The organism is Streptomyces sp. NPDC090741 (assembly GCF_044769045.1).
Lineage (GTDB): Bacteria > Actinomycetota > Actinomycetes > Streptomycetales > Streptomycetaceae > Streptomyces.
The window spans coordinates 53,976-72,020 of the sequence record NZ_JBIVXF010000026.1 but is presented as its reverse complement, the minus strand read 5'-3'; the positions used below and the strand labels follow the sequence as shown (position 1 = coordinate 72,020).

The following is an 18,045-nucleotide window of genomic DNA, read 5'->3' as shown; positions in this document are numbered from 1 at the left end:
ACTCCCGCTACGGCAGCCCCGTCGGCGCCTGGAACTTCTGGCAGACCCACCACTGGTACTAAGCCACCAGCGGACAGCACAGCAGACACGCGAAAGCGCCCGGCCGGGACCTCCCGGCCGGGCGCTTTCGCGTGAGCAAGCCCGTCTGACCACCTCACCCGGTCCGGTCACGTGACCAGGCGCAGCCAGGCCGCCGCGAGTGCCGCGTGACCGGCCGGCGTCGGGTGTACGCCGTCCGCGGCCCAGTGCTCGGGCCCGCTCGCGGCCGCGAGCTCGGCGAACATGCCGTCGGCGGCGAGCAGGTGCGCGCCGTACCTGCGGGCGAGCTTGCGCACGACGTGGATCTTCGGGTCCAGGTCGGTGCGCCATTCCTCGCGCTCCCTCTCCCCGATGAGCACGCCCCCGGCGCCGGCCTCGACGGTGGCGTGGATCGGCAGGAGGAACGGCTCGACGAGGATCAGCTCCGTGCCCGCCTCGGCGAGGGGCGCGAGCAGGCGGTCATAGCCCGCTTCGAACTCCTCCGCGGAGATCACGTGTCCCTTCGGGTCTATCGTGTGCCAGCCCATGTCGTTGACCCCGACGAGGATCGACACCACGTCCGGCCGCGCGTCGAGTACGTCCGTCTGCCAGCGGGCTTCGAGGTCCATCACCTTGTTGCCGCCGAGCCCTGTGTTCAGCCAGGTCACGGGCCGGTCCGGGTACCGGAGTCCCCACTCGCCCGCGACCCGCAGCGGGTAGCCGAACCCGAGACCGTCCTCGCTCTCCAGCCGCTGGCAGTCGGTGATCGAATCGCCGGTGAACATCACGGTGCTCCCCGGTCGGACAATGATCGTCATGTGCGCTCCTCGGATCCCGACCTCCGGCCGGATGGGCACCCGGCCGGACCCCTCGAAAGGTGTCAGGCCCCACCGACATGGGACCGACACCCCCCGACACCCCACCGACGAGTGCCGGATTGTCTGATTTTCGACGCCGTTTCGGGGAACACGGCGTCCCTTGGGGCCAGTTCAGTGAAGGGAACGGGGGTGGGCTCCTGCGGCTTGTCTCCGTGTGTCCGGTCGTAAGCGAGGAGAACAGCTGTGCGTGTACTTTTCACCGGTCCGGCTGCAGCCGGTCATCTGTTTCCGATGATTCCGACTGCGCAGGCTTTGCGTGCTGCTGGTCATGAGGTGTTGTTCGCGGGTTCGCAGCCGTTGGACCGGCTGCGTGAGGCGGGTTTCGCGATCGTAGAGATAGGCGACGGCCGCACGATCCGGGAGGCGATGGAGCAGTCCTCCGACGAGAAGATGCGTTACGTCGCCCATGACATGTCCCAGGATCAGATCCTGGCCAGGGCGGCCCGCGGCTTCGCACTCATTTCCCGGCCCACGGTGGACGGCCTGTTGGAGGTAGCCGGCAACTGGGGCGCGGACCTGCTGGTGTACGACGCCTTCCAGGCCTCCGCCCCGCTCGTCGCGGCGAAGCTCAAGATCCCGTCGGTGATCCAGAACTTCGGCGTCTCCTCCGGGCTGGACATGGTCGGCCGGCTCGCCTCGAACTTCACCGAGGCGTACGAGACGTACGGGGTGGCCGGCCCCGCCGAGCCCACCGCGCTGAACATCGTCCCCGCCTCGCTCGGCGGCGACGCGGGCGGCCTGCGGATGCGCTACCTCCCCTACAACGGCGGCGGCACCGTCCCCGCCGCGCTGCTGCGCCGAGGCGCCCGCCCCCGCGTCACCATCACCCTGGGCACCGTGCTCACCGAGATGGACGGCGTCCGCGCCATCGTCCGCCTGATCGAGGCCGCCGCCTCGGTGGACGCCGAGTTCCTGCTCGCCGTGGGTGACGCCGACCTCACCGCGCTCGGCACCCTCCCGGACAACGTCCGCCCGCTGCCCTGGGTCCCGCTCGCCGAGTTGTTGACCGCCTCCGACGCGCTGATCCACCACGGCGGCTCCGGCACCATGCTCACCGCCCTCCAGGCGGGCGTGCCTCAACTCGTCCTCCCCCAGGGCGCGGACCACTTCACCAACGCCGACGCCCTCACCGCGACCGGCGCCGCCCTGCGCGCCACCTCCGACGCCGTCGACACCCCGCTCCTGACCCGCCTCGTCACCGACCCGGCCCTGCGCGAGGCAGCCACCCGCCTGCAGGCGGAGAACGCCGCCCTCCCGTCCCCGGCCGAAACGGTCCCCGCCCTGGAGGCCCTGGCCGCCTCCTAGAGGCTGTCCACCGGGGGGTGTGCGCCCGGGCGTGTGTTCGTACCCGCGCGCCCGGCGCACACCACCGCCCCGCCGCGGAGACGGCTCCCGGCCCCGCCGCCACGGGCCGGAAACGTCAAGGGTGATTGTCACTCTATTCCCGCCTACGGATGGCTTGCGTAGGTTCACGGATCTTCGCGTGCTTATGCTGCACGCCCTATGACGGAAAGTCAGAACTCCCACGCCTTACGGGAATCAGCCGACGTGGTCGCCCTCGGTGCCGGTCCGGCCGGGCTCGTTCTCGGAATCCTGCTGCACGCAGCGGGGATCGACTGCGTCCTCCTCGAACGCGCCTCCCGCACCCACGTCCAGACCCGGGCCCGCGCCGGGTTCCTCGCCCCGAACACCGTACGGATCCTGGACCGCCACGGTCTCTCCGACGGCCTGCACCGTGACGGCCGCCGCCACGGCACGTGCGAGTTCCGTACGCAGGACGGCCGGTTCCGGCTCGACTACGGCGCCCTCGGCCAGGGCGGGCAGCACCACGTCTACCCGCAGCAGAACCTGGTCACGGACCTCCTGACGCACTACCTCGACCGCGGCGGACGCATCCGCTTCCACACCGAGGCGCTCGACGTGCGCGATGCCGACGCCACCGACGCCACCGACGGCACCCGGCCGTACGTCACGACGCGCGAGCCCGACGGCCGTCCCACGCGGTGGAGTGCCCGCTACGTCGCCGGCTGCGACGGGCGGCACGGGGCGGCCCGCCGCTCCCTGCCGCCGGGCGCCGTCCGCCGCCACCACCACGACCACGGCGTGACCTGGCTCGGCCTGCTCGCCGAGGCCCCGCCGAGCCTCGACGCCGTCGGTTACGCCGTCCACGACCGGGGCTTCGCCGGACACATGGCCCGCACCCCGGATGTCACCCGCTACTACCTCCAGTGGCAGCGCGGCACCCCCGCCGACGCCTGGCCCGAGCAGCGGATCTGGGACGAGCTGGACCTCCGGATGCGCGCCGCGGACCACGGGCCGCTCCACCGGGGCACGCTCCTGGAACGCGGGATCTTCGACCTGACCTGCGACGTGATCGAACCGCTGCGCCACGGCTCGCTGTTCCTGGCGGGCGACGCCGCGAGCCTGCTCGCCCCGGCCGCCGCGAAGGGCGCGAACCTCGCGGTCCTGGAGGCCGAGATCCTGGCCGCAGCCCTGACCGACGCCTTGACCCGGGGCGACACCGCGGGACTCGACGGGTACTCGGACCGGTGCCTGGCGCACATCTGGCGGGCGCAGGAGTTCACCGGGTGGATGACCCGGCTGCTGCACGCGGCTCCCGAAGGTGACCACCGGAGTGCCGGTTCGTTCTTCCACGCCGCCCTGCGGCGCTCCCGGCTCGATTCGCTGCGCACCTCGCGCACCCACCAGGACTGGTTCGCCGAGAACTACGTAGGCGTGTGACCGCCGCCCCACGCCACCCTGCTCCGCCATGCCCTGCCCTGCCCAGCCCAGCCCCGTACCGGCCCGAGGACACCCCCACGATGACGACGACGCTCCCCGACGAAACGATGCTGCTCCTGGACGACACGGCCCGCCTGCGCGCGGCGGCCGAGTTCGTCCGCGAGCACGACAGCGCCGCCCTGTTGCCCCTCCTCCTGCCCGGCCTCGACGGACCGGACCTGCGGGCGCTGGCCGGGCACTGCCGGTTCGCCCACGCGGGGCTGCTGCTCTTCCCGCCGGACGCGGACGGCCTGCGGGCCCAGCTCGCCGCATGCGGGCTGGCCGTGGACACCCCCTCCCACCCCAGCGTGGTGGTCCGCGAACGCCTCGCCCGGCGCCACCGGCGCGATCCGGCCGAGCTCGACGTCCGCATCCTGCGCCCGCACGTGCACGGCTGCGCCGGAGAGCGCCGCGCGGTCGAGGTGTTCGCCCTGACCGTGCCCCCGCACTCCGGCCTGGAGCGGATCGCCGCGTACGAACGCACCCGCCGGCACGAGGCGCACCTCGCCTTCGAGATCGAGCACTCGGACCCGCTCGCGCTGCGCGGCCTGTGCGCGATCCTCGTCCGCCACGGTGCACGCCCCGACGGCGGCGGCTACAACCCGCACGAGGACGGCACGGTCCTGTACTTCACCACCCCCGCCGATCCGGCCTGCGGCTACCGGCGGCTGGAACTCTACGTACGCGGCGACCACCGCGCCGCCCTCGCCGCCCACCTGGACCACTCCGACGAGCACCACCGCCCCCGCTACCCCCACTACCCCCACCACCCCCACGGCACCGCGCTGCAGCCCGCCGAAACGCTCCTTCACCTCCTCACCGGGGCCTGGACCACACAGGCACTCGCCGCCTTCGCCCGGCTGCGCCTGCCCGACGCCATGGACACCCGCACCGCGCACCGCACCGAGGACCTCGCCCGGCTGACCGCCACCCACCCCCGGAGCCTCGCCACGCTCCTGCGCTACCTGGCCATGCTCGGCGCGGTCGCCCAGGACCACGAGGAGGACGGCTTCCGCCTGACCGAACTCGGCGCCCTGCTGCGCTCGGAGACGCCCGGGTCGATGCGAGCGCTGGCCCTGATGTACGGCGGCCCGTTCTACCGCTCCTTCGGCGACCTCGACCACGCCGTGCGGACCGGACAGCCGGCCTTCGACCGCCTCTTCGGCGAGAACCACTTCGACCACTTCGCCCGCGACCCCGAGCTCGCCGCCCTCTTCGACCGGTCCATGGCCGCGAGTTCAAGGATGTTCGAGCCGCTCCCCGACCACCCGGTCATCACCGCCGCGGCCCGCAAGCCCGCGTCCGAGTCCGTGTCCGCGCCCGAGTCCGTGTCCGCGACCGTCGTCGACATCGCCGGCGGGAACGGGGAGCTCCTCGGCCGCATCCTCACCGCGCACCCGCGCCTGCACGGCGTCCTCCTCGAACGCCCGCACGCCGTCGAGGCCGCCCGCCGCCTGCTCGACGCCGCGGGCTGCGGCGCGCGCTGCGACTACCGCGCCGGCGACTTCGCCGACGTACCGCCCGGCGGCGACGTCTACGTCCTCTCCCGCGTCCTGCACGACTGGGACGACGACCGCTGCCGGGAGATCCTGCGCCACTGCGCCCGCGCCATGCCCGCCCACGCGGACCTGCTCGTCGTGGAACGGCTCCTGCCCGCCGACGGTTTCCCCTCGCTGGCCACCGCCTGGGACCTGCACATGCTGTGCAACGTGGGAGGCCGCGAACGCCGCGCCGACCACTACGCACGCCTGCTCGCCGACGCCGGCCTCCAGCTCGTCGGCCACAGCCCCCTGCCCCTGGACGCGCACGTACTGCACGCCCGCAGGGCGGCCGTCCCGGACCCCACCGCCCGGCGGAGCTGAGCCGGGACGACCCCTCGTACCCCGCGAACGACGGGACCCTGCCGTCTACGCCCGATCGTCCCGGCTGCGGCCCGACTCGGAGAATTCCGCCTCCCCGGGGAGAAGGGCGGCCGCCGCGGCCGCCGCGACCATCACGGCCGCGCCCACGTAGAACGCGGCCGACACGGCGGTGGTGACCGAAGCCTTGAGAGCCGGGATCAGGTCGGCGGGGATCCCGGCGGGCAACGGCGCCCCCTGCTGTATCGCCGCCACCGCCTTCCCGATGGATCGCTCGACCTCGTCGAAGCGGTCCGACGGGATACGGCCGTCCCGTACGAGGATCCGGCCCAGGTGCGCGCCCTCACGATGCGCCACGATCGCCCCCATGACCGCCAGACCCAGCGCCGCGCTGATCTCCCGGGCGGTCTGCAACAGCCCCGCCGCGCCACCGCGCATCCCCCTGGAGGTGGCGTTGAGCGCGGTGACCCAGGCCGGGCTGACGCAGAGCCCCATGCCGATGCCCATCACGCAGTAGAAGGGCACCAGCCAGCCGTAGTTCTGCCGGTGCAGCTCCACCGCCGAACAGAACAGAGCCCCCACGCACAGCACCATGCCGATTCCCAGGGGAACGCGCGGCCCCAGGCGGTCGTAGAGCCTTCCACCGAGCGGCGCGAACACCACCGTGGGGAGAGTGAGCGGCAGTACGGCGAGACCCGCCTCGAAGGGAGACATTCCCACGACGTCCTGAAGCCAGATGACTCCGAACACCGCGAATCCCACGAACGCGAAACGAACCGTCGAGATGACCGCCGCCCCCACCGTGAATTCCCTGTTCGCGAACAACCCGAAGGGCATGAGCGGATCCGAATGCCGCCGCTCGCGCACCACCAGGAGCGTCATCAGTACGGCTCCGGTGGCGAGCAAGGAGATGACGGCGGCCGAGGACCACCCCCAGTGGCGCGCCTGCATGAGCGGGAGAACCACGCACACCAGACCGCCCATCAACAGGGGTGCGCTCGACCAGTCGACGTGTTCGCGCCGCGGTGGCCTGCTCGTGAGCAGAAGATGCGCAAGGACCAGTGCGGCGATGCCCAGGGGCGGGTTGACGAAGAAGATCGCACGCCAGGAGAACGCCGTCGTCAACAGGCCCCCGATCAGCGGAGCCGTGCCGTACAGCACGGTGGAGACGCTGGACGAGATGCCCATCGCCCGGCCCCGCTCCCGGCGTCCGAATTCCTCGATGATGAGCACCTGGCAGGCGGGCCGGAGGATCGCCGCACCGGCTCCCTGGGCCGCGCGCGCGGCGATGAGCCAGGCCTCGGACTGGGCCAGGCCCGCCGCGGTCGAGGCCACGACGAACACGAGGGTTCCGAAGCGGAAGGCGCGTTCGTACCCGAAGACGTCACCGATGCGCCCGCCGAGCGGGCTCATACAGGCGAAACTGAGCAGATACGCATTGATGATCCACTGCACTCCGGTGGTCGAAGCGCCCAGACTCCGCTGGATGGTGGGAAGGGCGACCAAAACCACCAGGGCATCGATGGCGATCATCGACGAGGCGCAGGTCATCACGGACAGGACCCACCATCGGTGACGCTCGCCCGTAAACCGCTGTCGCCGCGTCACGAATTACTTCTTACACGGTTTTGCCGCCGCTCTTCCGTATTCGTGCAGGACACCCCGCAACGTGGTGCCGCAACGGACACGACGGCCGAGGAGTGGGCACGGGCACGGACCCGGCACGGGTGAGCGCGGCGCGACGAGCGGGACTGCGCCACCATGGACCGGCCGCTGGCGGGCGACCGGCCAGACCTCGGCACCCTCAAGGTGAGTTACGCGGTCGTACGCCACCGCGCCCCGGCCCGGCCCGGCGCCCGGCCAAGCGCACGGTCGCCGTCAACCCGGGCGGCCCCGGTCGATGGCGCTGTCGGGCGCCTACCCGCGGCGGCCAGCCCGCGCCGGCTGCGCTTCACAGAGGGCGAGCTCGCCAACCTCGCCGGCTTCCCCGTACGTGCCGCTATTGCGGCTTCGGGCCCTTCATCAGCTTGCTGAGCTGTTCCAGCTGGCCTTCCTTCATACCCCGGACGTAGTCCCAGCCGTTGTGGTCGCCGCCCTGGATCTCGTGGATCGAGACCTTGATCGGGCCCTTGCCGAACTGCTGCTGGAACTTCTCCATCCGGTCGCGGCCGCCCTCCTTGGTGCCGTACTGGAAGAGGACGTCCACCTCGGGGCCCTTGTTGTTGATCAGCTTCGGGGCGAGCTTCTCGGGGTTGTTCGCGTCCATTTCCGCCTGGTGGCCCTTCCAGAGCGGGGAGTCCGGGACGATCTCGCCGCCGTTGGCGATGACGGCCCGGAAGCGGTCCGGCTTCTGCAGGAGCTGCTTGAGGCCGACGAAGGCGCCGGAGGAGTTGCCCATGAAGGCCCATCCGTCGCGGGACTTGTAGGTACGGAAGTTGGCCTTCGCGAGATCGGGTACGTCCTCTCCGATCCAGGTGCCCATCTTGGCCTGGCCGGGGATGTCGGAGCCGTCGTAGTAGTACTTGTTGTCCGGGTTGAGGATCGGCATCACCAGGATGAACGGGAGGCTCTTGCCGGCCGCGGCGCCCTCGGCGACGGCCTTCTGGAGGCCCAGCTGCGGCATGGTCGCCCAGTAGTTGTCGGCGTTCCCGTTGCCCCCGGGCAGCGCGATCATGACCGGGAAGGCGCTCTTCGCGTACTCCGGGCGGTCGTACTCCTTGGGCGTCCACACCCAGACGCTGCCCTCGAAACCGGACTTGGCGCCCTTCACCCGGGCCTTGGATATGCGGGTGCCGTCGTCCAGCTTGACCGTCTGCTTGAAGTCGGTGAACGGACCGGCGGGCAGGGACACGTCCGGGTCCGCGCTCGGCGCCGAGGACTGCTTCCCGCCGCCGGCCCCCGCGTCCTTGCCGTTGTCCGCTCCGGCGGGGGGCTTCGCGTAGCTGACGGCCTCCCCGTTCCCGTCGAACCAGTCCGTCTTCCAGTAGATCAACCCGGCGCCCGCGCCGGCGAGCAGGGCCACCGCCACCGCGGAGCCGATCCACGCCTTCTTACGGGATCGCCTGGGCTGCTGCGGCTGCGGGTACTCGTGCACGAACTTCGCTCCGAACAGTGCGGCTGCCCTTGGCCGGGCAGAACGGGTGGGTCCTCCTTTTGGGATGCGTTCTCGACCGCCAAGGTTGCAAAAATATGCGAGAAATGTCGTTTAGGCTTCAAATAGGTGCGTCCGTACCGCTGTCCAGTGCGACGGGTCCGAGCGGGCGGCCGTGAACTCCTGACGCACTCAGAGGCGGACCGAGCGGTTCCGGACAGGTTTTGTGCACCGTGCGTGATGTTCCGGCCGACGATCGGAGTGTGCCGGGAGGTGTCACGGCCGGGTGTTGGCGGAATGCGGTCCACGGGATGCCTGGCTGGTAATCGCCCTATCTGCACCCTTCACGTCCTTTGCGGGAGGTGTGGACCGATCCCTACGCTACGGTAACTTCGCTGTCTGTAACGGGGATGTCCCATGGAGAACGTGAAGTAATGAGCACCAGCACCAGCATCAGCACACTGAATCGCCACAGCCGGTTAGAGGCCCTGGGGGCCCACGTCCCCGAGACCGTGATGACCACCCGGGAGCTGACCGAGGGGATAGCCGCCGTCCGTGACGCGGACCTCCAGCGGATCACCGGAGTCGCCGAGCGCCGGGTGTACGACCCCGATCCGGCAGCCGCCGAGAACTCCTTCTCGATGGCCCTGTCCGCCGCCCGGGACTGCCTGAACGCCTCCCGCTACGAGGCCGCCGACCTCGACGTCGTCATATCGGCCTCGATCACCCGGTTCACGGACGGCGGCCGCTTCACCTTCGAACCGTCCTTCGCCTCGCGGCTCGCCCGCGAGCTGGGTGCGCGACCGGCCGTCCAGTTCGACGTGTCCAACGCCTGCGCCGGCATGATGACCGGCGTGTACCTGCTCGACCGCCTGATCCGCTCCGGCGCGGTACGCAACGGCCTGGTCGTCAGCGGCGAGCAGGCCACCGCGGTCGCCGAGACGGCGGCCCGCGAGGTCACCGACTCCTACGACCCGCAGTTCGCCTCGCTCTCCGTCGGCGACTCGGCGGCCGCCGTCGTCCTGGACGCCTCCACCGACGAGGCCGACCGGATCCACTACGTGGAGCTGATGACCTGCTCGGAGTACTCGCACCTGTGCATGGGCATGCCGAGCGACCGAAGCCAGGGCATCGCCCTCTACACGGACAACAAGAAGATGCACAACCGCGACCGGCTCAAACTGTGGCCGCGGTTCCATCGGGACATCCTGGCCAAGCAGGGCCGGGAGTTCGCCGACGAGGAATTCGACTACGTCATCCAGCACCAGGTCGGCACCCGTTTCATCGACTACGTGAACCAGACGGCCGAGGCCGAGTTCGGGGCCCCCATGCCCACCTCCCTCGCGGTCGTCGAGCAGTACGGCAACACCGCCACCACCTCCCACTTCCTGACGCTGCGTGAGCACATGCGGGCCGGCACCGCCCGCCCAGGATCCCGGTTCCTCATGGTCCCCGCCGCCTCCGGCGTGGTGACCGGCGCCCTGTCGGCCACGATCACGAACATGGGGGTCTGAGCCATGGGAATGGTCATCGCCGCAGCCCACACCGCCGCACACAGCGGTACCGCACCGGCCTCCGCCGTCGAACTCGCGAGCCGCGCCGCCCGCGCCTGCCTGTCGCAGGCGCAGGTCTCCCCGTCGTCCGTCGGGGTCCTCATCAACGTCGGCGTCTACCGGGAGTCCAACACCTTCGAACCCGCCCTCGCGGCCCTGGTCCAGAAGGAGGTCGGCATCAACCTGGACTACATCGCCGACCCGGCCCCCGCCGCCGGCTTCTCCTTCGACCTCATGAACGGTGCCTGCGGTGTCCTCAACGCCGTACAGCTCGCCCAGAGCCTCCTCGACACCGGCAGCACCGAACGCGTCCTGATCACCGCCGCCGACGTGCACCCCGGCGGCGACGCCCGCCGCGACCCCGACTACCCGTACGCGGACCTGGCCGGCGCCTTCCTCCTCCAGCGCAGCGCCGACCCCGACGTCGGGTTCGGCCCCGTGTCCGTGTACCCGGGCGACGGGCCCACCGACACCGAGGGGTACCTCGACACCGCGGCCATGGGCAGCGACGGCCGCTCCCGGATCACGGTCCGCCGTACGGAGGGACACGCGGCGCGGCGCAGCGCACTCGCCGCCGCCTGCACCGTCCGGTACGCCCGCGAGCACGGCATCGACCTGGACCGCACCCTCGTCGTCGGCCCGCATGCCGGTGAGGACACGCGCGCCGGTGAGGACACGACTACCGGGGATGCCCCGAGCGCCGGGGATGCCCCGAGCGCCGGTGAGGACACGCGCGCCGGCGAGCCGCACACCGCCGCACCGATCCTCGGCTACCTCCAGGCCCTGGCCGCCCCGCGCCCCGAGGACTGCGACCGGCTCCTCGTGGTCGCCGCCGGCGCCGGCCCCAGCGCAGCCTGCGCCACCTACCGGCCCGAAGGCTGGTGAACGCGAAGCCATGACCATGACCACCGTTCCCCATTCCGCGACCGCCGCCGGCCTGGCCGACTGCCTGGAGCGCAACGCCGCCGCCTTCCCGCACAAGCCGGCCGTCATCCACCCCGACGGCCGCGAGCCCGGCGGCGGCCCGCGCTACCGCGAAGTCACCTACGGGGAGTTGCAGGACACGGTCGAGGAGATCGCCCACGGACTCGCCCGCGCCGGTATCACCCGCGGGACCAAGACCGTACTGATGGCACCGCCCGGCCCGGAACTCTTCGCCCTCGCCTTCGCGCTCTTCCGGCTCGGCGCCGTCCCCGTCGTCGTCGACCCGGGCATGGGCGTGCGCCGGATGCTCCACTGCTACCGCACCGTCGGCGCCGAGGCGTTCATCGGTCCACCGCTCGCCCACCTCGTACGGGTCCTGGGCCGGCGCACCTTCGGCCGCGTACGCATCCCCGTCACCCTGGGCCGCCACCGGCTGTGGGGCGGCCACACCCTCGCCGCGCTGCGGACCGCCGCGGGCCCGCGGACCCCCGCCGCCCCCGCCGCCGACGTCGGCGGCGACGACCTCCTGATGATCGGGTTCACCACCGGAAGCACCGGCCCCGCCAAGGGAGTCGAGTACACCCACCGCATGGCGCTCTCCATCGCCCGCCAGATCGAGGCCGCCCACGGGCGTACCCGCGACGACACCTCACTGGTGACCCTGCCCTTCTACGGCATCCTCGACCTCGTCTACGGCTCCACCACCGTCCTCGCCCCCCTCGCACCGGCCAAGGTCGCCCAGGCCGACCCCGCCCTGCTCGTGGACGCGCTGGAACGATTCGGCGCGACCACCATGTTCGCCTCGCCCGCCCTGCTGCGGAACCTCGCCGACCACCTCACCACCCTGGGCCGCCCCCCGCGGGACCTGCGCTGCGTCGTCTCCGGCGGCGCGCCCGTCCCCGACTCCGTCGTCGCCGCCCTGCGCACCGTCCTCGACGAGAAGGCGTCCGTCCACGTCACGTACGGGGCCACCGAGGTCCTGCCGATCACCTCGATCGAATCCGAGGAGATCCTCGGCGAGACCTCCGCCGGCAGCGCCGGCGGAGCCGGCACCTGCATCGGCCGCCCCGTCCCCGGCACCCGGGTCCGCATCATCCCCGTCACCGACGGCCCGCGCCCCCGCCTGTACCCGGGGACCGCCCTGCCCGCCGGCAGCGTCGGCGAGATACTCGTCGAGGGCGAGTCCGTCAGCCCCCGCTACCACGACGCGCCCCACTCCGACGCCCTGCACAAGGTGCACGAGACCCGGCCCGACGCCGCCGAACTCACCTGGCACCGCACCGGCGACCTCGGCTACCTCGACGACCTCGGCCGGCTCTGGTTCTGCGGCCGCACCTCCCAACGGGTGCGCGCCGCCGGCCGGGACCTGCACACCGTGCGCTGCGAGGGCGTCTTCAACGCCCACCCCCTGGTGCGCCGCAGCGCCCTGGTCGGCATCGGCCCGGCCGGCGCCCAGCGCCCCGTCGTCTGCGTGGAGACCGCCGTCCCGGCCGGCAGTCCCGCCTGGCGGGACCTGGTCGCCGACCTGCGCGCCCTCGCCGCCGAACACACCCCCACCCGGGGGCTGGAGGAGTTCCTGCACCACCCCGCCTTCCCGGTCGACATCCGCCACAACGCCAAGATCGGCCGCGAGCAGCTGGCCCGATGGGCGCAGCGGCGCCTAGCCCCGCCCCCGCCCCTCTTCTCCCGGACCCGCGCGGCCCGCCTCGTACCGCTCGCCGGCTGGGCGTACCTCCTCGGCGGCGCGATCTGGGCGGCCGTCGCGGACGTCCCCGACGTGCCCCTGCTGCGCGCGCTCTGGTGGGCCGACGCCTTCCTCAGCATCCCGGTGCACGCCGCGCAGATCCCCCTCGCACTGCCACGGGGCAGGGCCGCGGGCCACGGCCGTGCGGCCACCGCGGCACTGACCATGCTCTACGGCGCGACCTGGTGGCGGACCCTTTGAACATCCTGATCACCGGGGCCACCGGCTTCCTCGGCGGCCACCTCGCCGACGCCTGCCTGCGCGACGGCCACCGGGTCCGCGCCCTGGTCCGGCCGGGCAGCGACACCGCCCGCCTGAGCGCCCTCGGTCCCGGACTCGACCTCGTACCCGGCGACCTCGCCGACACCGCCTCGCTGGCCCGCGCGGCCATCGGCTGCGACACCGTGCTGCACAGCGCCGCCCGCGTCGTCGACCACGGCAGCCGCGCCCAGTTCGAGGAGGCCAACGTCACCGGGACGCAGCGGCTGCTGACGGCGGCCCGCGCGGCGGGCGCCACCCGCTTCGTCTTCGTCAGCAGCCCTAGCGCGCTGATGCACCTGCGCGAGGGAGACCGGCTCCGGATCGACGAGAGCACTCCGTACCCCACCCGGTTCTTCAACCACTACTGCGCGACGAAGGCCGCCGCCGAACAGTACGTACTGGCCGCGAACACACCGGACTTCACCACCTGCGCGCTGCGCCCGCGCGGCATCTGGGGCCCGCGCGACCACGCGGGCTTCCTGCCCCGCATGATCACCTCGATGCGGGCGGGCCGGCTGCCCGACCTGTCCGGCGGCAAACGGGTACGGGTCTCGCTGTGCCACGTCGACAACGCCGTGGACGCCTGCCTGCGCGCGAGCGCCGTCCCCGCCGAACGCGTGGGCGGCAAGGCGTACTTCGTGGCCGACCGCGAGGAGACCGACCTGTGGGCCTTCCTCACCCGCGTCGGCGCCCTCCTCGACTGCCCTCCGCCGCACCCCCGCGTCCCCGTAGCGGCCACCCGCATCCTCGCCGGGGCCGTCGAGGCGGCCTGGCGCCTGCGCCCGTCGGCCGGTACGGGCCCACCGCTGAGCCGCTACATGACGGCCCTTCTCACCCGCTCCACCACGTACGACACGGGCGCCGCCCGCCGCGACCTCGGCTACGACCCGCCGCGCGCGCAGGAGGACGGCGTGAGCGGGCTGCTCCGCTGGATCCACGGCATCGGCGGCATCGACGCCTGGGCACACCCGCACGCGTCCACGCGTACCGACGAAGGAACCACCCCGCGATGACACCGCCTCGGACTCCCGCCCCCACCTACCGGCGGGCGGTATCGCCCACCGAACACCTCTACCTGGCCGCCGGGCACGCGCGCGGCGCCATGGCCCTGCGGATCGTCGTCGAAGGGCACACCGCCCCCGAACCGGCGGCCCTCCGGGCGGCGGTCGCCCGGGCCGCCGAGACCTGCCCCGGCTCCCGCCTGGTACGACGCGGGCCGCTCTGGACCGCCGAGGGCCCGCTGCCCACGATCCGGTACGCCGCTCCCGCCGCCGGCGCCATCGACGTGTCGGACCCGGCCACGGCGGCGCTCCTCACCGGCCGCTCGCGCCGCGGCGACCCGCCGGGGTGCGAGGTCCTGGTGATCCCCGGTGGCACCCCCACGGGCGCCGCCACGCTCGTGTTCAGCGCCTCGCACGCCCTGATGGACGGTCACGGCGCGCTGATCTGGGTGCGCGAGGTCTTCCGCGCCCTGCGCGGGGAGCCCGGCCGCCCCGCCCTCGCCCCGGACACCGACCGCGGCCTGCTGCGCCGCCTCGGCGCCACCGCCCGCCGCCCGGCACTCGCCCCCGCCCACCCGTCCCCCCTGGGCCGCCCGGACTCGGGCCCGGAGCGGACCCTGTGGCTCCGCCGCACCCTCCCCGGCCACCATCCGGCCCTCACGGCCAGGCTGGCCCAGGCCCTGACGGACGGCGCCCCGACGGGCGGCACCCGGGTCATGATCCCGGTCGACCTGCGGCGCCACCGCCCCGGCATCGCCTCGACCGGCAACCTCACCCTGCCGGTGTTCCTGGACCTGAGTCCCGGCCAGGAGTGGACGGGGGCACAGGTCACCCTGCTCCGGGCCCTCGCCGAGAACCAGGAGCTCGCCGAGGGCTTCGAGTCGGCCCTCCTGCCACTGCCGCCGGCGGCCACTCGCCTCCTGCTGCGGGCCGCCCAGGCAGGCACCGTACGGACCGACCGCCACCTCGCCTCGGCCGTCGTCTCCCACCTGGGGCGTCTGGACCCGGCCGCGTTCTCCGGCGGGGGCTTCACCGCGACGACCCTGTACGCACTGCCCGTCCACGCCCCCCTGGTCCCCGTCTCGGTGGCCGCCACCGAGACGGACACCGCCACGGAGCTCACGATGGGCGTCCGCGGCGGCCCGGGTCTGGCCGGACGCGCCACCCGTCTCCTGGACGAAGTCCTGACCCACCTGCCGACTTCCGCCGCACCGGCGGCGGCACCGGCGGCGGCACCGGCACCGATGGCGGCACCGGCACCGGCACCCGCACCGGCACCGGCACCCGTATCCGTATCCGCACCCGCACCCGGGTCCGTACCGCCCCCCGCCACCGTCGTGGAACTCTTCCGCGCACAGGCCGCCCGTACCCCCGCCGCTCCCGCGCTCGACGGCCCCGACGGCGTGGTCACGTACGCGGAACTCGACCGCCGCTCCGACGCCGTGGCCGCGGAACTGCTCCACCGCGGCATCGGCCGCGAAGACCTCGTCGGTCTGGTCGTCGACCGCACCCCGGCCGGGGTCTGCGCCCTGTGGGGGATCCTCAAGGCGGGCGCCGCCTACGTGCCGCTGGACCCCGCCCATCCCGCCGCGCGGACCGCGGAGATCCTCCGCGCCTGCGGCGCCCGGCTCTGCCTGACCCAGCGTCACCTCGCCGAACCCCTCGGCGGGCTCGTCCCCTGCCCGCTCCTCCTCGCGGAGGACCTCCTCACCGGCCCGCCGCCCCACCCCGTACCCCCGGTCCCGGCCCCCGCGCCCGAGGACCTCGCGTACGTCATCCACACCTCCGGCTCCACCGGCCGCCCCAAGGGCGTGCAGATCGAACACCGCAGCCTCGCGGGCTTCGTCCGCTGGATGACGCAGGTCTGCCGCGTGGACGCCCGGACCCGCTTCGGCTTCATGTCCTCCTACGGCTTCGACATCTCCTGCTTCCCCCTCTTCCTGCCCCTCCTGGCAGGCGGCACGGTCGTCCTCGCGCCCGACGCGCCCTCGCGCGCCACCCTGCGCCGGCTCGTCACCGACCACCGGGCCGACACCCTCGCCCTCACCCCCTCCCACGTCGCCCTGCTGCCCGACCAGGGAGACGTACGCACCCTGCTGCTCGGCGGCGAACCGCTTAGCCCGGCCGCCGTACGCACCGCCCGTACCGCCTTCGGCCGCGACTGCCGCATCATCAACGGCTACGGCCCCACCGAGACGACCGTCGTCTGCCTCGCCCACGTGGTGGACGACGCGCGGCACACGACCGCCGCCACCCTTCCCATCGGCACCCCCGGCCCCTACGCCCACATCCACCTCGTCACCGAGGACGGCGACCGCATCGGCACCGGCCCCCAGGACACCGGCCGTACAGGGGAGATCGTCGTCAGCGGCCCCCAGGTGGCCCGCGGCTACCTCGGCCCGACGGACGGCCGGACCTCCCCGTTCACCGAGCACGAGGACGGCACCCGCACCTACCGCACGGGCGACCTCGGCCGGCGACTGCCCGGCGGGGCGGTCGAGTTCGCCGGGCGCATCGACGGCCAGCTCAAGATCGCCGGGCACCGCATCGAGCCCGCGGAGATCGTCGCCGCGCTCGAAGCCCGGCCCGAGGTGAGCCGCGCCGTCGTGGCCGTCCGGCGCCGCCCGCACACCACGACGCCGGTCCTGTGCGCGTACGTGGTCCCGCACGGTCCGGACCACCTCCCCGCCACCACCACCCTGCGCTCCGCGCTCACCGCCCTGCTGCCCGCCGCCATGGTCCCGGCCCACATCATCACGGTGGACGCCATCCCCAGCACGGTCGCCGGCAAGACCGACCTGGACGCCCTGCCCGACCCCTTCGCCGCCTCCGACGGCCCTCCAGCCCCCGCCCACGACACGGCGGAGCCGCCCACCACCCTCCAGGCACGGGTGGCCGCCCACTGGTCCGCGATCCTCGCCGTGGACTCCACACGACTGACCGCGGAATCCGACTTCCAGACCCTGGGCGGAGACTCCCTCGCCCTGGTGGAAATGCTCACCGCCGTCTCCGAAGACCTGCTGGCACCCGCCCAGGCCCGCCGCTTCATGGCCGGCCTCGACTGCCTGGTACGGAACCTGACGCTCGCTCAGGTCTGCGCCCACCTCACCGCCGCCCGAGAGGAGCTCCCCGCATGATCTTCGTCGGAGACGGCGCACTGCTGCGCCGGGCCGTCGCACACGCCGCCGCGCAGGGCCACCCCGTGGACCTCGTCTGCTCGGAGGACCCGCAGGACGCGCCGGGCGGCGGCGCCCCACACCTCCACCTCCCCACCCCCGCCGACATCAACACCCACGCAGACGCCCTCGCGCACGCCTGCACCGACGGCGTCGTCTGGTCCCTCAACAACCGCCGGATCTTCCGCGCACCACTCCTCTCCCGGGGCCTGCGCATCCTCAACATCCACAACGGCCTGCTGCCCCGCCACCGCGGACTGCCCTCCGTGGCCGTCCTCTTCGCCCTGCTGAACGGCGAGCACGAGTACGGCGCCACCCTCCACGAGGTCGACGCGGGCATCGACACCGGCCGCGTCCTGGCCGTACGCCGCTTCCCGATCGCCCCCGACGCCCGCCACTTCCAGGTCATGCTCCGCGGCGTGCGCGCCTGCCAGAGCCTGTTCGAGGAAACCCTGCCGGCGATCGCCGCGGGCGCCCCCCTCCCGCCCCCGCCCACCCCCGCGGGCCCGTCGGCGTACTACGGAACCCGCGCCCTGGCCCGCCTGTCGGCCCACCGCAACCACCCGGCCTACCCCCGCGCCACGGACCTGGGCCCCTTCGCCCCCCACGCCCCCGAACTCGCCGCGGCGATAGTCCGACCGGGCGCGCTCACGCCCGCGGTGGACCTACGCCCACTGCGCCGACCGGAGGCCCGCCTCGGAGCCTCGGACGCTGATCCCCTGTAGAGGCCGCGGCCGAGGAGGCCGCCGCGCCCGGGCG

At 73.1% G+C, this 18,045-nt stretch carries 12 protein-coding genes; 9 read left to right on the top strand and 3 right to left on the bottom strand.

The features are described from left to right. Positions 1-167: 167 nt before the first annotated feature. Positions 168-836, bottom strand: a complete 669-nt coding sequence (locus ACIQU4_RS40445; RefSeq protein WP_403742316.1) for an SGNH/GDSL hydrolase family protein — start codon at positions 834-836, stop codon at positions 168-170. A gap of 291 nt (positions 837-1,127) precedes the next feature. Between ACIQU4_RS40445 and ACIQU4_RS40440 the strand changes: the two genes are divergently transcribed. The 3 genes from ACIQU4_RS40440 (at position 1,128) to ACIQU4_RS40430 (ending at position 5,539) form a co-directional block, all read left to right on the top strand. Next, positions 1,128-2,201: a nucleotide disphospho-sugar-binding domain-containing protein gene (locus ACIQU4_RS40440; protein WP_403742313.1), complete on the top strand. Its 1,074-nt coding sequence runs from the start codon at positions 1,128-1,130 to the stop codon at positions 2,199-2,201. Between the two features lie 198 nt (positions 2,202-2,399). Further along, a complete protein-coding gene (locus ACIQU4_RS40435; protein ID WP_403742311.1) occupies positions 2,400-3,638 on the top strand; it encodes a 4-hydroxybenzoate 3-monooxygenase in 1,239 nt (412 codons plus the stop codon). A gap of 80 nt (positions 3,639-3,718) precedes the next feature. Next, entirely contained in the window at positions 3,719-5,539 is a 1,821-nt protein-coding gene (locus tag ACIQU4_RS40430) for a methyltransferase (protein WP_403742308.1), read from the top strand. A 45-nt stretch (positions 5,540-5,584) separates the two neighbouring features. Here ACIQU4_RS40430 and ACIQU4_RS40425 read toward each other — a convergent pair whose 3' ends face one another. Both ACIQU4_RS40425 and ACIQU4_RS40420 read right to left on the bottom strand, forming a co-directional pair. After that, entirely contained in the window at positions 5,585-7,087 is a 1,503-nt protein-coding gene (locus tag ACIQU4_RS40425) for an MFS transporter (protein WP_403742305.1), read from the bottom strand. A gap of 448 nt (positions 7,088-7,535) precedes the next feature. Continuing rightward, on the bottom strand, positions 7,536-8,630 hold the full coding sequence (locus ACIQU4_RS40420; protein WP_403742302.1) for an alpha/beta hydrolase: 1,095 nt from the start codon (positions 8,628-8,630) through the stop codon (positions 7,536-7,538). A 431-nt stretch (positions 8,631-9,061) separates the two neighbouring features. Here ACIQU4_RS40420 and ACIQU4_RS40415 point away from each other — a divergent pair, with 431 nt between their 5' ends. From ACIQU4_RS40415 to ACIQU4_RS40390, 6 genes are read left to right on the top strand one after another with little or no spacing between them, the layout of a single operon-like run. Next, complete coding sequence (locus ACIQU4_RS40415; protein ID WP_403742300.1) at positions 9,062-10,141, top strand: 3-oxoacyl-ACP synthase III family protein; 1,080 nt, start codon at positions 9,062-9,064, stop codon at positions 10,139-10,141. Positions 10,142-10,144: 3 nt separating this feature from the next. Further along, positions 10,145-11,065 (top strand): hypothetical protein, encoded by a 921-nt coding sequence (locus ACIQU4_RS40410; RefSeq protein WP_403742297.1) that lies wholly within the window; start codon positions 10,145-10,147, stop codon positions 11,063-11,065. A gap of 10 nt (positions 11,066-11,075) precedes the next feature. Then, positions 11,076-13,049, top strand: coding sequence for a fatty acid CoA ligase family protein (locus tag ACIQU4_RS40405; protein WP_403742295.1), 1,974 nt, complete (start codon positions 11,076-11,078; stop codon positions 13,047-13,049). Beyond that, complete coding sequence (locus ACIQU4_RS40400; RefSeq protein WP_403742292.1) at positions 13,034-14,122, top strand: NAD-dependent epimerase/dehydratase family protein; 1,089 nt, start codon at positions 13,034-13,036, stop codon at positions 14,120-14,122. Before ACIQU4_RS40405 ends, ACIQU4_RS40400 begins: the two co-directional genes overlap by 16 nt. Next, positions 14,119-17,247, top strand: coding sequence for an amino acid adenylation domain-containing protein (locus ACIQU4_RS40395; protein WP_403742288.1), 3,129 nt, complete (start codon positions 14,119-14,121; stop codon positions 17,245-17,247). The genes ACIQU4_RS40400 and ACIQU4_RS40395 overlap by 4 nt, the downstream gene beginning before the upstream one ends. Next, complete coding sequence (locus ACIQU4_RS40390) at positions 17,244-18,011, top strand: formyltransferase family protein (RefSeq protein WP_403742285.1); 768 nt, start codon at positions 17,244-17,246, stop codon at positions 18,009-18,011. Before ACIQU4_RS40395 ends, ACIQU4_RS40390 begins: the two co-directional genes overlap by 4 nt. Positions 18,012-18,045: the final 34 nt, after the last annotated feature.

Coding starts and splice junctions, on each gene's coding strand:
- ACIQU4_RS40395 (WP_403742288.1), top strand. CDS start 14,119: ATGACACCGCCTCGGACTCCCGCCCCCACCTACCGGCGGGCGGTATCG.
- ACIQU4_RS40390 (WP_403742285.1), top strand. CDS start 17,244: ATGATCTTCGTCGGAGACGGCGCACTGCTGCGCCGGGCCGTCGCACAC.
- ACIQU4_RS40435 (WP_403742311.1), top strand. CDS start 2,400: ATGACGGAAAGTCAGAACTCCCACGCCTTACGGGAATCAGCCGACGTG.
- ACIQU4_RS40440 (WP_403742313.1), top strand. CDS start 1,128: ATGATTCCGACTGCGCAGGCTTTGCGTGCTGCTGGTCATGAGGTGTTG.
- ACIQU4_RS40430 (WP_403742308.1), top strand. CDS start 3,719: ATGACGACGACGCTCCCCGACGAAACGATGCTGCTCCTGGACGACACG.
- ACIQU4_RS40445 (WP_403742316.1), bottom strand. CDS start 836: ATGACGATCATTGTCCGACCGGGGAGCACCGTGATGTTCACCGGCGAT.
- ACIQU4_RS40415 (WP_403742300.1), top strand. CDS start 9,062: ATGAGCACCAGCACCAGCATCAGCACACTGAATCGCCACAGCCGGTTA.
- ACIQU4_RS40410 (WP_403742297.1), top strand. CDS start 10,145: ATGGGAATGGTCATCGCCGCAGCCCACACCGCCGCACACAGCGGTACC.
- ACIQU4_RS40425 (WP_403742305.1), bottom strand. CDS start 7,087: ATGACCTGCGCCTCGTCGATGATCGCCATCGATGCCCTGGTGGTTTTG.
- ACIQU4_RS40405 (WP_403742295.1), top strand. CDS start 11,076: ATGACCATGACCACCGTTCCCCATTCCGCGACCGCCGCCGGCCTGGCC.